This window comes from Blastococcus sp. TML/M2B (assembly GCF_016612865.1).
Classification (GTDB): domain Bacteria; phylum Actinomycetota; class Actinomycetes; order Mycobacteriales; family Geodermatophilaceae; genus Blastococcus.
The window spans coordinates 143,958-158,536 of record NZ_JAENZZ010000002.1 but is presented as its reverse complement, the minus strand read 5'-3'; the positions used below and the strand labels follow the sequence as shown (position 1 = coordinate 158,536).

At 74.8% G+C, this 14,579-nt stretch carries 14 protein-coding genes; all 14 read left to right on the top strand.

The genetic code is table 11. From position 1 onward, the window contains the following. Positions 1-26: 26 nt before the first annotated feature. Positions 27-224 carry a hypothetical protein gene (locus JKP75_RS09385; protein WP_040339415.1) on the top strand — a complete coding sequence of 66 codons (198 nt, stop codon included), beginning with the start codon at positions 27-29 and terminating at the stop codon, positions 222-224. Positions 225-309: 85 nt separating this feature from the next. Continuing rightward, positions 310-696, top strand: a complete 387-nt coding sequence (locus JKP75_RS09380) for a TadE/TadG family type IV pilus assembly protein (protein WP_309229719.1) — start codon at positions 310-312, stop codon at positions 694-696. Further along, positions 693-1,118, top strand: coding sequence for a TadE/TadG family type IV pilus assembly protein (locus JKP75_RS09375; protein ID WP_040339414.1), 426 nt, complete (start codon positions 693-695; stop codon positions 1,116-1,118). The genes JKP75_RS09380 and JKP75_RS09375 overlap by 4 nt, the downstream gene beginning before the upstream one ends. Further along, the gene (locus JKP75_RS09370) at positions 1,115-1,555 is read left to right on the top strand and encodes a hypothetical protein (protein ID WP_200491654.1); all 441 of its coding nucleotides are present in this window, start codon (positions 1,115-1,117) and stop codon (positions 1,553-1,555) included. The genes JKP75_RS09375 and JKP75_RS09370 overlap by 4 nt, the downstream gene beginning before the upstream one ends. Continuing rightward, positions 1,552-4,701, top strand: coding sequence for a LysM domain-containing protein (locus JKP75_RS09365; protein WP_242473274.1), 3,150 nt, complete (start codon positions 1,552-1,554; stop codon positions 4,699-4,701). The genes JKP75_RS09370 and JKP75_RS09365 overlap by 4 nt, the downstream gene beginning before the upstream one ends. 225 nt (positions 4,702-4,926) lie before the next feature. Continuing rightward, entirely contained in the window at positions 4,927-5,406 is a 480-nt protein-coding gene (locus JKP75_RS09360; protein WP_200491655.1) for a hypothetical protein, read from the top strand. Positions 5,407-5,814: 408 nt separating this feature from the next. After that, positions 5,815-6,387, top strand: a complete 573-nt coding sequence (locus JKP75_RS09355) for a hypothetical protein (RefSeq protein ID WP_200491656.1) — start codon at positions 5,815-5,817, stop codon at positions 6,385-6,387. Positions 6,388-6,673: 286 nt separating this feature from the next. Beyond that, on the top strand, positions 6,674-7,534 hold the full coding sequence (locus tag JKP75_RS09350; protein WP_200491657.1) for a hypothetical protein: 861 nt from the start codon (positions 6,674-6,676) through the stop codon (positions 7,532-7,534). Then, positions 7,531-7,905 (top strand): hypothetical protein, encoded by a 375-nt coding sequence (locus JKP75_RS09345; RefSeq protein ID WP_200491658.1) that lies wholly within the window; start codon positions 7,531-7,533, stop codon positions 7,903-7,905. The genes JKP75_RS09350 and JKP75_RS09345 overlap by 4 nt, the downstream gene beginning before the upstream one ends. Then, positions 7,905-8,714: a hypothetical protein gene (locus tag JKP75_RS09340; protein WP_200493002.1), complete on the top strand. Its 810-nt coding sequence runs from the start codon at positions 7,905-7,907 to the stop codon at positions 8,712-8,714. Before JKP75_RS09345 ends, JKP75_RS09340 begins: the two co-directional genes overlap by 1 nt. Positions 8,715-8,832: 118 nt before the next feature. Beyond that, on the top strand, positions 8,833-10,347 hold the full coding sequence (locus JKP75_RS09335; RefSeq protein ID WP_224499422.1) for a hypothetical protein: 1,515 nt from the start codon (positions 8,833-8,835) through the stop codon (positions 10,345-10,347). Next, positions 10,344-11,858 carry an SCO6880 family protein gene (locus JKP75_RS09330; protein WP_375335656.1) on the top strand — a complete coding sequence of 505 codons (1,515 nt, stop codon included), beginning with the start codon at positions 10,344-10,346 and terminating at the stop codon, positions 11,856-11,858. The genes JKP75_RS09335 and JKP75_RS09330 overlap by 4 nt, the downstream gene beginning before the upstream one ends. After that, positions 11,855-13,363 (top strand): ATP-binding protein, encoded by a 1,509-nt coding sequence (locus JKP75_RS09325; protein ID WP_200493001.1) that lies wholly within the window; start codon positions 11,855-11,857, stop codon positions 13,361-13,363. The genes JKP75_RS09330 and JKP75_RS09325 overlap by 4 nt, the downstream gene beginning before the upstream one ends. Then, positions 13,360-14,529 carry a M23 family metallopeptidase gene (locus tag JKP75_RS09320; RefSeq protein ID WP_200491659.1) on the top strand — a complete coding sequence of 390 codons (1,170 nt, stop codon included), beginning with the start codon at positions 13,360-13,362 and terminating at the stop codon, positions 14,527-14,529. The genes JKP75_RS09325 and JKP75_RS09320 overlap by 4 nt, the downstream gene beginning before the upstream one ends. Positions 14,530-14,579 lie beyond the last annotated feature (50 nt).

The following is a 14,579-nucleotide window of genomic DNA, read 5'->3' as shown; positions in this document are numbered from 1 at the left end:
GCCATGCCCCTCAGAAGGAGAGTCCGATGATGCCGCTGATGACCACCCTGACCATCCTCGCCGCAGCACTGCGCGACCGGCTCCGCGATCTGCGGGGCGAGCCGGAACGCGGCTCGCTGTCGGTGGAGCAGGTGATCATCACGGTGGCTCTGATCGGCATCGCCGTCGCGCTGGTCGCGATCATCGCCAACGCGGTCACCTCCCGCTCAGCCGAGATCCAGTAGCCCGCCCGTGGCCCGCTCCGCCAGCTCACGCGGCCCCACACCGCTGTCCCGGCTGTGCCACGTCCGTGGCCGCCGGACCAGCGGCGTGGCGCGCCGGCAGCTGTCAGGGGAACGCGGCGCGGCGTCGGTGGAACTGGCGGTCACGTTCCCCGTCGTGCTCCTGCTGGTCATGACGTTGATCCAGGCGGCCCTGTGGTTCTACGCCCGCTCGGTCGCCCTGGGCGCGGCCCAGGAAGGCGCCCGCGAGGGTCGGGTGCAGCCCGCGTCGACCGCACGCGCCCAGTCGGCGGCCGAAGGCTTCCTCGACCAGACCGCGGAGGATCTGCTCACCGGCCGGGACGTGACCGTGGCGGGCTCCCCGAGCAGCATCGAAGTGACCGTGACGGGCACGTCGATCAGCCTCTTCCCCGGCCTGTCCGGGTGGGCGGTCACCCAGAGCGCCGTTGGCCCCGTGGAACGGCCCACGCCATGAACGGACGGGCGGGGGATCAGGGCTCGGTGTCGGTCGAGCTGGCGTTGCTGACCCCGGCGCTGCTGTTGCTGCTGTCGTTCGCCGTCGTGGCCGGACGTACCCAGGTCGCTGAGGGCGCCGTCGCCGAGGCCGCCCGCGCGGCCGCCCGGGAGGCATCACTTGCCCGGGACGACGTCACCGCCGCCGCACTGGCCAGAGCCCAGGCGGACCGCACCCTGGCCGCCCAGGACCTGCGCTGCCAGAGCACGAGCGTCGACATCGACACCACCGGCTTCCAGACTCCGCCCGGCCAGCCCGGCGACGTCACCGTGTCGATCACCTGCGTCGTCGGCATGGCGGACCTGCTCGCGCCGGGCCTGCCCGGATCGGTCACCGTCGAGGCGTCCTTCACCAGCCCCGTCGACGCCTACCGCGAACGATGACCAGCCAGCGACGCCGTCAGCAGTCGGACGCCGAGCGCGGCGCGATCGGCGTCTTCCTCGTCGTCCTCGTCCCCGGGCTGCTGCTCATCATCGGCCTGGCCGTCGACGGCGGCGCCAAGGTGGCCGCCACCCAGCGCGCCAACGCCATCGCCGACGAAGCCGCCCGGGCCGGCGGACAGGCGCTCGACGTCGCCGCTGCCCTCAGCGGGCAGGTCCGCGTGGATCCGGCCGCTGCGGTCGCCGCCGCGCAGGACTACCTCGACCGCAACGACGTGGCCGGGGCGGTGACCGTCGTCGACGGCGACACCCTGCAGGTGACCACCACGATCTCCGAGCCCACGACCTTCCTCGGCCTGATCGGGATCTCCACGCTCACCGTGGAGGGCACCGGCACCGCCGACCTGATCACCGACCAGCGCGGGGGAGAGGGCCCATGACCACACCACTGTCGGCGCAGGAGCTGCTGCGCCGGCTGATCGCCGGAGTCCTGCTGGCGGCCGCGGTCGCCGGCGTCCCGGTCGCACTCTGGGAGTTCGGCGGCGCCTACCTGCCCGACGAGCTGCCCTCCTGGGAACAGGTGACCACCGCGCTGAGCCGCCCGGACACCGGCGCGCTCTTCCTCGGCCTGCTCGTGGTCATCGGCTGGGTCGCGTGGGCCTGCTTCGCCCTCTCGGTGGCCGTCGAGCTCGCCAGCCAGCTGCGCGGCCTGCCACCGATGCGACTGCCCGGCCTGGCGGCGCCGCAGCAGATGGCCGGCCTGCTCGTGGCTGCCGTCCTCGGTGTCGGCAGCGGACCGCTGCTGGCCGCTCCCGCCCTGGCCGGCCCCCCGATCGTGGCCGACCAGCCGGTCGGCCACGAGGAGCCGGCGCCAGCCCCTGCACCGCCCGTGGACACCCGGCCGACCGGGCCTGCAGCGGCCGGTCCCACGTACACCGTGGCCCCGCGCGACACCCTGGGTCGCATCGCCGCCCGCTACCTGGGCGACTGGACCCGGTTCGAGGAGATCCTCGAGCTCAACCGCGGCCGGCCCCAGCCCGACGGCGCGCTCCTCACCGACCCGGGGCTGATCCGCCCTGGCTGGACGCTGGTCCTTCCACCGGACGCACGCCTTCCCGAAGCCGGCGCGACCGCCGGCGAGGTGACGGTGCAGCCCGGCGACACCTTGGCCGACCTCGCCGAGCAGCACGGCCTGGAGCACTGGCAACCGATCTTCGACCTCAATGCCGGCGGACCGCTGCCCGGCGGCGGTCGATTCACCGACCCCGACCTGATCCGCCCCGGGCAGGTTCTCGACCTCCCGCCGGCCGCCCCCGCGGCCGCCGCCTCTCCGCCGCCGACCGGTCCGGAGCCCCCGGCCGACGAGCCGGCGCCGGACGAGGACGAGCCGGCTGCCCCAGCGGAGCCCGCCCGGACCCCGGTCGCCTCGCCGACACCGGAAGGCATGCCCGAGCAATCGGAGCAGGCGGCGGTCGACGCCGACGCCGACGGTGGGGATGCCGCCGAGAGTCCGTCGGAGCTGGCGGCCGTGCTCGCCGGCAGCGGGGCGCTGCTCGCCGCAGGTGTGGGCGCCGCCTGGCTGACGCATCGCCGCCAGCGGCTACGCCGCCGCCGGCCCGGCCGACGGCTGGCCCCCGTTCCGAGGACGCAGTCGGCCACCCAGACGGTCGTGGCATCGGCGGCCGACGAGGGCACGGCCGACTACGCCGCATTGGACCTGGCGCTGCGCGGCCTCGCCGTGCGGATCTCCGCCGATCCGGACGGGCGGCTCCCTGACGTCGTCGCCGCCCGACTCCAGGGCGGCCGGCTCGAGCTGCGTCTGCACGCTCCGGCTGACCGTCCTCCGCCGGAACCGTGGATCGCGGACGACACCGGCCTCCGGTGGTCGGCACGGCTCGACCAGGACACCGGCGTCGATCCCCAGGTGGCCCGCACCCGCCTGGCGCCGTACCCGACTCTGGTCACCATCGGCACCGACACCGCAGGCCGCTGGCTGCTGGACGTGGAACGGCTCGGCGGGGTGTACGTGACCGGACCGGCCGACCGTCGCGAGGACTTCGCCCGGCATGTGGCCGCCGAGCTGGCCGTCAACGGCTGGTCGGACCTGCTCACCGTTACGCCCGTCGGCTTCGGCGACGATCTGGTCGACCTGGCCCCCGGGAGGATCCGCCCGGTCGACAGCGCCGATGATGCCGGCCTGCATGCCGGTCTGGCGGAAGCCGCCGAGTCCGACGACGACGTGCTGGACGGGCGGCTACGGGCCGGAGCCGGAGACGGCTGGATGCCGCAGGTCGTGCTCGCCCCATCCCCGCCGGATCGGGACTGCGCACTGGCCGAGGCCGTCGCCGTCCTGCGGGCCCGCGAGCGACGCGGAACGGTCGCCCTGGTGCTCGGCGCCGAGCCGGAGCAGGTCAGCGACGAGTGGCTGCTTACGCTGACCGACGACGGGTCGCTGCTCGTCCCCGCACTCGGGCTGCGGCTGCCGGCGCCACAGCTCACCGTCCAGCAGGCCCGCGACATCGCCACGCTGCTGGCCTTCGAGCGCGACTCCGAGGACGCCCCGATTCCCGCCGCCGACGGCGACCGCCCCTGGCAGGTGCACACCGACGCCGCCGGCGCGCTCCACGGCGACCTGACCGGTCCGGACACCGCTGCACCACCGACCTCCGCCCCGTCCCCACGGCTCCGACGGGGCTCCATCACCGAGGCCGTCCCGCACTCGACGCCACCCACGCCGACCGGCGCTCCTACGAGCGCGCGGACGTCGTGGACGACCAGCGGTGCTTCCGACGTTCCGGGGTCTGCAGCGCCGGCCGACGTACGCAGGGAGGTCGAGGACGACCTCGCCCAACTCGACCGCGATCTCGCCGACTGGTGGTCGCCGGACTGCGCGCGGCCGCGGCTGACCCTGCTCGGACCGGTCGCCCTGCGCGCGCACGGTGACGAGGCGGCCGTCGCCAGGTCCGGGTTGCGGCGCCGCTACGAGGAGACGGTCGCCTACCTCGCCACCCGCCCGCACGGAGCCACCGCCGACGAGGCCGCCACCGCGCTGCAGCCGGCCCGCGGCGGCAGGACCGACCCCGTCAGCGCCCGCGCCTACGTCCACCGGGTCGCCGCGGGCGCTCGCGCCTGGCTGGGCACCGACCCCGCCACCGGTCAGAAGCACCTCAGCTCCGGTCACCGCGGCCGCTACACGCTGACCGGCGTGCTCGTCGACGCCGACCTGTTCCGCCAGCTGCGCGCCCGGGCCGCAGTGCGCGGCGACGGCGGCCTGCCCGACCTGCTGGCCGCTCTGCGGCTGGTGTCCGGCCCGCCGTTCGCCCAACGTCCAGCCGGCTACGAGTGGTTGGACGGCCTGGACCTGACGCTCACCGCAGCCGTCTGCGACGTCGCCCACCAGGTCGTCGCCACGGCACTTCGCCGACGGCGACCTGGCCGCCGCCGCAACCGCCTCGGCCACCGCCCTGCTCGTCGCGCCGGACGACGAGCAGGTACTGATCGACGCAATGTGGGTGGCCTTCCACCAGGGGCACCGCGCCGAGGCCGAGACCTACGTCGGGCGCATCGTGGCCGTCCACGACGGTGAGGACGAGATGGACCTGCCCATGAGCACGGCGGAGACCATCAACCGCGCCCGCCGGCAGTTCCTCGACCGCGCGTCGTGAGGCCGCCGCACATACCCCATGACCAGGGAGCGGCCCGCCCACACGGGGCCGCAGCCTGGGGCGTGCGGGGATCCGTCTCCTGGAGATGTCGTACCGGCTGGCCACACTCGCGAGCGGGGGACCTGGGGAGGAAAGGAGTGACGCTGGTGAGCGTGGAGCCGATCGCCGCCGACCTCGATCTCGACGAGGTGGAGGCCGCGCTGCTGCATGCCGCGGTCGGTGACTACGCGGCCGAGGCTGCCGTGCTGCTGCTGGCCAACGACGGGTACTGGCCGGCTCGGCTGTGCGCCGCCGGCTTGGTCACGATCGAAGCCGAGCCGGTCGGCGGTCAGCTGTGGGCGCGCGTCGAATGGCCCGAGCTCGACCCCGCCCTCGCCCAGGGACGCCTGCACGGCAGCCAGGAGGAGCTGGCGGTGCTCCGGGTGGCGGTCAGCCTCGCCGACGGACGACCGGTCGACCTCGCCGACGTGGCGGTGGCGCTGGGCCGCCGTGCGCTCGAGCTGGTGTTGGCCGCGCTGGCCCACGCCGCCGGCAGCCACGATCACCGTGACGCCTCTCCGGCCGGCTCCGGCGCCGGTGCCGGCGTGCGGCTCGGACCGCTGGTCGCCTGGCCGGTGCGGGACTGACCAGCCATGCCCTACCCGTTCCGGCACGCCGTCGGCGCTGCACGGCACATGGACGGCAGGTGACCCCGCCCCATGAGGGGGCCGGACGTGATCCCGCACCCGGACGCCGTTCCGCGCGCGGGTCGACGCTCGTGGCGATGACAGGGCGGACCCGCGTCATCGATTGGACGTGGCACGGTCGCGGGGCTTCGGAGAAGCGGCCCGAGCAAGACGAAACCCCGGCGATGTGGCCGAGGCCAGGGATCGCTCCGGGGTCTTCACCGGCGAGTCTACGAGCGCCGGACTGACATGTCCACGTCCCCGCCGGGTGGCGGATCCGCGCCGGAGCCGATCGGTCATCCCTCACCCACCGCGCTGCTCGTCCAACGGCACCTGTCCGCGCCCCGGCTGGGAACCTATGCGCGCGCCGTGGGTGGCGACCTGGACCGCGCGGTCGAGCTCTACCTCTGGAACGCGGCGGTCGCCGGCGCGCTGTGGGAGGTGCTCGGCCACGTCGAAGTCGTGCTGCGCAACGTCCTGCACGATGCCCTGACCGCCCGTCACCAGCGGCTGGGTCGCGCCGGACAGTGGTACGACGACCCAGCTCAAGAGCTCGCCCAGCACGCCCGCGACGACATCACCCGAGCCAAGCAGCGGCTGCAGCGGGCCGGCGCCCCGCTCCTGCCCGGCAAGATCGTCGCCGAGCTCAACTTCGGCTTCTGGCGGTTCCTGCTCGCCCGCCGCTACACGGCCACCCTGTGGCCGGCCTTGCGGCCCGCGTTCCAGTACCTGCCCGGATCTGACCGGCGCCTACTGGAGGCCCCGGTCGCCCGGTTGCACGTGCTGCGCAACCGGGTGGCCCACCACGAGCCGCTGTTGTCCGAGCCCCTCATCGACCGCTACATCGACCTGCTCGACGTCGTGGGGTACGTCCACCCGCAGCTGCGCACCTGGCTGGACAGCCACAACCGCGTCCGCACCGCACTCGACGCGCGCCCCTGACCGGTAGCATCCGCCGGTCCACGGCACGGGTTCTCCGCTACTCCACCAGTCGTTCTCCGGCCCGAACGTCACCGCAAATGGGCAGACCGCGCCGGAGTGCCCGAGACCGCGGGAGGCCGCGAGCCTAGGTCGGCTGGAGAACTACTGGAGATCCGGTCGCCACCGTCGGCGCATGCAGACGACAACCCCGCATCGGGGATCGAGGCGCGGCCGGCCGAGCCGTGACGCGCCGCCGTCGGCGGCGACGGCGCCTCCCAGCCCCACCAATCCTCACCAGGCACGGTCGATGACCGTGCCTGCCATGCGCGCGGCCGTCGTGGCCATCCGCGCCGGTGTCTTCGACGACGTCACCGATGACGTCCTCGCGCACGGCGACCAGGCGTTCGGGGCCGCAGTCCGCAGCCGTGCCGGCCAACCCGACTCACCCATCCAGTGGACGCGAGCGGGCGTCGGCGGCCGTGTCGTCCTCGTCGTGGCCGGGCACGCGGGGGCCGGCGCTTCCACCGTCGCGTTGGCGCTGGCCGAGGGGCTGGCGGAGGGCCGGCGCGTGCAGCTGGTCGACTACTCCGAGCCGGCCCGGTCGGGGTTGTCGGCGGCCCCGACCATCGAGCTGGGCACCGACAGCGCCGGGTGGCGGTGCGGTCGCCGCGGTCGACTCGATCTCGTCCGGCTCGCTCAGCACCCAGCCGACGGAGCGCTCCCACCGCTCCCGGAGACCGACGCGGACGCCACGGTGGTGGTGGACACGGGGTGGTCGACGACCGGTGCGCTGCTCTACTCGCCCAGGTCGCTCGTCGGCTGCGCTCTGGTGGTCGTCACCCGGGTCACGGTTCCAGCGGTCCGGCAGACCGAGCACGTCCTGGCAGCCGTCGGCGGGGACGCGGCGGTCGCCGCGGTGGGCCCGGCGCGGTGGCCACGGCTGGTAGAGGCCAGCTGCGGTCCCCGGCTCCGTGAGGCGCGGTCGACGGGCCAAGTGGTCCCGGTGCCGCTCGACCGGCGTCTGCAGATCGCCGGGCTGACCGGGGACCGGCTGCCGAAGCCGGTGGCCGCCGCCGGCCGGGCGCTGGCTGCGCTCGTGGTCCCGGCGGCGCCACCCCGGCACCGGCGCCGGGCAGCGCGGACCGGGCGGGCCGGGGCGACCCGATGACGGTCGGGCAAGCGAGCGCGGCGGTGCGGGCGGCGTCGACCGTCGCGCTCGTTCTCGCCGGGCTGGTGGTGCTGAGCAGCGGACCGGCGAGCGCGGCGCCGGAGATCACCGCGGCGGTCTGCCCCGCCGCACCGCCCGGGATGCAGGCCTTCGCCGACGACGTGACCGCCTGGGTGAAGTGGGGCGTGCTGGCGCTGATCGGCATCGGCGCGGTCGCGTCCCTCGGGTCGATCCTGGTCGGGCGGATCTTCTCCCATCCGCACGCGTCCCGGTACGGCGCCATGGGCGTCGCGGTCGTGGTGATGGTGGCCATCACGTACACGGTGATCCTGACGATCATCGGCTCGATCACCGGCAGCGGGTGCACCTGATGCGCCGCCGCGCAGAACGCCCGGTGGGGGAGACGTCGACGTGGGGGCCCGCCCGCCTCCTCCTGCTGATCGTGGTCAGCGCCCTCGTGGCGCTGGCGGTACTGGCCGGACTGGTGCTGGCGGTCGTCGGGGCACTGACCGGGGAACGGCGGGACGGCGCAGGCGCCGCACCGCGGGCGGCCGCTCCCGCCACCGATCTGTCGCAGCAGGACGCGCTCGCCGCCGCGCCCATGCCGAGCGCCGACCCGGACGACGCGCTGCCCGGCCCGCTGTCCAACCGGGCCGCGGGCGTGCTCGAGGTACCCCGCGCCACGGGCGCCGGCCCGGCCGACGTGCCCACCGGCTTCCCCCGGACTCCGGAAGGCGCGCTGGCGCAGCTGGCGGCGATCGACGTGACGGCGATGCAGACCGGCTCGATGGACGGCGTGCGGCAGGTGATCGCCGAGTGGGCCGCGCCAGGTGGCCCTACCCCGCAGACCTGGTCCGGGGCGCATGGCATGGCCAGCCTGTTGTCGGCGGCGGGGCTGTCCGGTGCCGGGTCACCGCAGCTGGCCATCGTGGTCCGCCCGGTCATGGGACTGATCAAGGGCACGGTCGGTGAGGACTTCGCGGTGGTGTGCGTGAACTTCGAGTTCACCGTCACCGTGGAGGAGACCTCGCGGATCGCGATCGCCGACTGCCAGCGCATGGCCTGGACCGGGGACCGGTGGCTGATCGGAGCGGGGGCGGAGCCCGCGCCGGCTCCCTCGGTCTGGCCGGGCACCGACGCGGCGATCGCCGTCGGCTGGCGGGACCTGCGTCATGGCTAGGCCCCAGCTCGATCGAGGTGGCCGATCGCCGCGTCCGCTCATGCTGGTCGTCGTCCTGATGCTAGCGGTGGTGGGTTGGCTGACGACTGCGTCTCCGGCCTCGGCTGACTCGACGGTCGTGGCGTTCCCCGCAGCTCCCGCGGCGGACGACGTCTCGCTGCCGTGCCTGCCGATCAACCCGTTCTGCGTGATCGGCGAGGCGGCCGGAGCGGTGGTGGCCGACGTGTGGGTCAGCGCCATGTTGTCGCTGTGGGAGGCGGGGCTCTGGCTGCTGGGACTGGCCTTCTCGGTCATCGACGCCCTGGCGACCCCGGACCTGTCCGCCGACGGCCCGCTGGCCGGGATCTATCCGGTGACCTTCGGCATCGGTGCCACCGTCGCGGCACTGATGGCGCTCGTGCAGCTCGGGGCCGCGGCGGTGCGCCGGGACGGGCAGACCCTGGGCCGGCTGCTGATCGGGCTGGTGCAGTTCGGGTTGGTGTGGGCCGGCTACGTCGGCGTGGCGGCGTTGCTGGTCACCGGCGTCTCCGGACTGACCACCGCCCTGCTGCGCAGCCTGCTGGGCATCGACACGATGGCCGCCTTCGACCCGTCGATCAGCGTGGGCCGCGACCTGGTCGACGGAACGGTCGCCACCGTGCTGGGTGTCTCGTCGATCTTCCTGCTGGTGCCCGCCAGCGTCGGCTACCTGCTCGTGATGCTGGTTCGCGAGGCGGCGCTGATCGTGCTGGCGGCGACCTCGGCGATCTCGGCCGGCGGCCTGCTCGCGCAGTCCTCGAGCACCTGGTTCTGGCGCAGCCTGCGCTGGTTCCTGGCGGCGCTGCTGGTCGCCCCGGTGGCCGTGCTCGTGCTCGGGGTGGGAGTGACCATCACCGAGGGCATCGTCACCGGGGCTGAGGAGACCAGCACCGAATCCGCGATCGGCATGGCGGTGGTCGGCTGCCTGCTGATCCTGCTCGGCGCGATCTGTCCGCTGGCGCTGTTCCGGCTGCTGGCCTTCGTCGATCCGGGCACGTCGAGCGGGGCCGCGCTCCGCTCCTCGTTGGCCGCGTCCGGTGGAGCCGTGGGTGCACTGAGCAACCTCGGCGGCGGACGTGGTCGGGCCGCCGGCGCCGCAGTGGCCGCGGCCTCGGGCGGGGTGGCCGCCTCGGGAGCCGCGGCACAGCTGGCCGGTGACCGGGCCCAGGGCGAGTCGACGGCGGACGCGGCGACCAGCGGCCGCTTCGCCGGGGCACTCCAGGCAGTGACCGCCGGTACCTCCGCCGCCGGCCGGCTGGCGGCCGGCGTGGCTGCCTCGGCCGCCGACGTGCTCTCCGGCGTCGGCGTCGGCCACTCCGCGCCCTACTACGGGCAGCCGACACCGAAGGGGGCGCCTACGGGCGGACGTGGGAGCTCGGGAGCCGGACGACCGTCCCGGTTCGGGCGGCCGCCCGGCCGGGAGGACGGCTCCCGATCGCTGGGCGGCTCGACGCCCGGTCTGCACGGGACCGACGGAGGCAACGGCCCGGTCGCCACGACCTGGCCGTCGCAGCACCTCGACGGCAGCGGGCTCGGCGATGCCGACGAGACCGATCCGCCGGCCGCCCGGGCGGCGCGGACCGAGCACGGACCCGGCGACGGCGGTGCGCGGTGAGCGCCGCCCGATACGGCGACTACGCCAAGGACGTCTCCGGCTGGTTCCTCGGGATGACCGGCGCCCAACTGGCCCTGGTCACCCTCGCCGGAGTTCCGGCGCTGCTCGCCCTCAACGCCCAGGCCTGGGGCCTGTTCGTCCTCTGGCTGCCGGTGTGGGCGCTGCTGGCGGCGGTGCTGCTTGTGCCGGTCCGAGGGCGCTCGGCCGGCCGCTGGCTGGTCGATCTCCTCCTGCACGCGATCGGAGCAGTCATGGGATGGACGGTGTTCGGCTCCCGGGCCGCGCCCGGGACGGCCGAGAACCTGGCCGAGGCGGACCTGCCGGGCGTCCTGGCCGGCATCCGCACCCACGACGGGCCGCCCTTCGGTCAACTGTTTACCCGCCCGGTGATCGTGCAGAACTGCGCGGCTCGGACCTGGGCGGCCGTCGCGTCGATCACCCATCCCGGGATCGGCCTGGCCGAACCGGACGAGCGCAACCGGATGGGCGCCGGCCTGGCCGAGCTGTGCGAACTCGCTGCCCGAACCGAGCTGGTCGACGTCCTGGCCCTGCAGGTGCGCACCGTGCCCGACGACGGCACCGAGCGCGCGGCCTGGGAACGAGTCCACACCCGCGCGGACGCCGCACCCCTGGCCACCCGGATCAACGCGCTCCTCGGGGCCACCCTCACCCCGGCCGCGGTGCGCACCGAGGCTTTCCTCACTGTCGTCGTCGGCGAGGCGCGGATGAGCCGCGCCGCGCGGGAGTCCGGCGGGGGTGTGGACGGCCGCGCCCGGGTCCTGCACGGGGTGATGGCCGAGGTGGAGGCGGCGCTTCGCGGAGCGGTCGGCTGCACTGCGGTCACCTGGCTGGACTCCGCCGCCCTCGCCGCTGCGGTCCGCACCGGCTTCGCCCCGGGTGAGCGCGGCCAGCTCATCGCCGCCGACCTGGCCGCCGCCGACGGCGCCCAGCTGGCGACCGGGGTGCCGATGGCTGCCGCCGGCCCCAGCCAGGCCCGGGCCGAGGTGCGGCACTACGCGCACGACGCGTGGGCGTCGGTCACCGACACCGTCCTGCTTCCCGACTCGGGAGCGGTGCTCGGCGCGCTGGCGCCGGTGCTGGTGCCGACGGTGGCGGGGGAGCGGCGCTGCCTGACCGTCTTCCTGGCCCCGATGCCGCTGGACCGGGCCACCCGCCTGGTCGGCCGGGAGGAGCTGAGTGCCACCACCGGCAACGAGCTGCGCGCCCGGATGGGCTTCCGGCAGCGGGCCAGGCAACGGCGGGACACCGAGCGGATCGGCGCGGCGGACGAGAAGCTCGCGGCCGGGCGGGCCCTGGTCCGCCCCGCCGTCGCCGCCTGCGTCACGGTCCCCGCGACCTGGCCGGTGGCCGAGCACGGCCGGCGGCTGGATGCTTCCATCCGCGCTGCCGGCTACGTGCCGCTGCGGCTGGACCTGGCGCAGGACTCCGGCTTCGCCGCCGCCGCCGTTCCCCTCGGCGTCGGGCTGCCCGACCGCCGGAGCCGACGGTGATCGGCCGCGGGAGCCGCCGAGGTCGGGACGTCGCCGTCCTGCTCGACGACTTCGGCCACCGCCTCCCTCCGCAGCCCTCCGCGAACGCCGCACCGCGTGAACGGGGCCCGTTCACCCAGCTGGTGCCCGGCCGGGGAATCCGCGGCCGCGGCCGGGGCCGGGCGGCGGCGCTCGCCCCGCTGTCGGTGTGGCGGATGACCTCGGAGCAGACGCCGGTGGTGTGGCCGCTGATCGCCACCTCCGGTCTGCCACCCACCGGCGCGCAGATGGGACTCGACCTGCTGTCGGGCGGAGCGTTCTACTGCGACCCCGTCGGCTGGGTCACCGACGACGACATCCCGGTCACCAACCCGAACGTCGTCGTCTTCGGCAAGCCTGGCCGGGGCAAGTCAGCGACGGTCAAGGCCTTCGCGCTGCGCATGCTCGCCTACGGCTACCGCACCCTGGTCCTCGGCGACACCAAGGACGAGTACGAGCCGCTGTGCCGCGCGCTCGGCGTCGAACCGTTCGTCATCGGCCACGGCCTTCCCGCCCGGGTCAACCCACTGGCCTTCGGTCCGCTCGGGTACGGCTGGAAGCGACTCGACGCCGCCGAGGCCCGCCGCCGCGAGGCGCTCGTCTTCGCCCGGTGGCTCGTGCTGCTCCGTGGGCTGGTCGCCTCCCAGGCGGTGCCGTTCGGCCCGGTGGAGGAGACCGCCGTCGGTGAGGCGCTGCGCCTGCTCACCGGGTACCGCAGCGGAGCCACCCGGTTGACCGAGCCCACCATCCCGCAGCTCTGGCAGGCCTTGGACGAGCCTCCGCCGGAGCTGGTCAGCGGCTGCCGCTACGCCGACCGGCGGCACTTCCTCGACGCCACCCGGACCCTGCGCGACGCGCTCGGTTCCCTGGTCAAGGGCTCCCTGGCCGGGCTGTTCGACGACCACACGTCGATCGACGTCGACTGGCGCGCCCCGATTCAGTCCCTGTCGCTGTCCCGCCTCGAGCCGCTCGGTGACCAGGCCGTCGGCATCGCGCTGACCTGCCTGAACTCCTGGGGCCAGGCGATGCGGGAGATCGCCGACCCGGGTGACCTGCGCATCGTCGTCCGCGACGAGACGTGGCGGCAGATGCGCCTCGGCGCCGAGGCGATGAAGAGCCTGGACGCCAACCTGCGGCTGTCGCGCCGCGACGCCGACGTGCAGGTCCTGCTGGCCCACAAGCCGTCGGACATGCTCACCGCCGGCGACGCCACCTCCCAGGCTGTCGCCATCGCCCGCGACCTGCTGCACCTGTGTGACGTCAAGGTGCTGCACGGCCAGGACCAGGCCGTCGGCGACGAGCTGGGCAGCATGCTCGGCCTGACGCCGATCGCCCAGCGGCTGGTCACCGGCTGGGCGGTCGCCGGCAAGGGCCGGGCGCTGTGGTTGGTCGGGGACCGGGCGTTCAAGGTGCAGACCGTCCTCACCGGGCCGGAGCTGCGGCTGACCTACACCAACGAGGCGCTCGCCGCCGGAGGCCCGGCGTGAGCGGGACGGCGGCGCGGGCGGCGGAGTCGTACGTGCGGGCGTGGCTGTGGCAGGCCGCCGCTCCTTGCGCCCTCCCGGTGTTCGCGGGGCTCACGCTGCTGCTGATCCCGCTCGCGGTCGTCGGTGCTCACGAGGCGTCGACGCCGACCGGGTCGTCGGCCTGCTCGATCGGCGGCACCGGCGCCGCCGTCGCCGGCATCGAGCTGGACGCCGTCCAGATGGGCCACGCGCAGATCATCGCCGACGTCGCCGCGGCCCGCGGGCTCGATGCGTACGCGGCCACGGTGGCGCTGGCCACGGCCTACCAGGAGTCCCGCATCCGGTTGCTGGCCAACGACGGCAGCAGCCCCGAGCTCACCGGCGAGCAGGCGGCGGTGACCGCCACCAGCCTCACCTATCCGCACGACGGGCTCGGCTCCGACCACGACAGCGTCAACACCTTCCAGCAGAGGTGGCTGGCCGGCTGGGGCACCGTCGCCGAGCTGATGGACCCCGTCTACGCCGCCGAGGCCTTCTACGCCCGACTGGTCGAGGTGCCGGACTGGCAGACCATCCCGCTCACGCAGGCGGCCCAGGCCGTGCAGGTCTCCGCCGCCGGCGGCGCCTACGCCCGTTGGGCGCCGCTGGCCCGGGAGCTGACCGCCATGCTGTGGCCGACCGCCCAGGCCGCAGCGGCCGCCCCATCCGGCGCAGCGCCCGCCGTCTGTCCGGGACTGCCGGTGGCCGCCGGGTCGTGGACCCGGCCTACCGCCGGCACGGTCACCTCCGGTTACGGGTCCCGGTGGGGAACGCTGCACGCCGGCGTGGACATCGCCGGCCCCCGCAACACCCCTGTCTACGCCGCCGCCGACGGCACCGTGCTTCGAGCCGAGTGCACCAGCGACTACTGCGACCGTGACGGCAGCTTGAGCCTGGCCGGCTACGGCAACCTGGTCGAGCTCGCCCACGGCGGCGGGGTGATCACCCGCTACGGGCACCTCTCCGCGTACACGGTCACCGCAGGCCAGCACGTGGCCGCCGGAACGCTGGTCGGCTTCCAGGGCTCGACCGGCAACAGCACCGGTGTCCACCTGCACTTCGAGGTCCGCGAGGACGGCGCGCCGGTCGACCCGGTCCCGTGGCTGGCCGACCGCGGCGTCGACCTGCGCGCCTCCGATGCCGCATGAACCGCTTGGACTTCATCGAGGGAGAAGCCATGCACCACGCGAACGCAGGC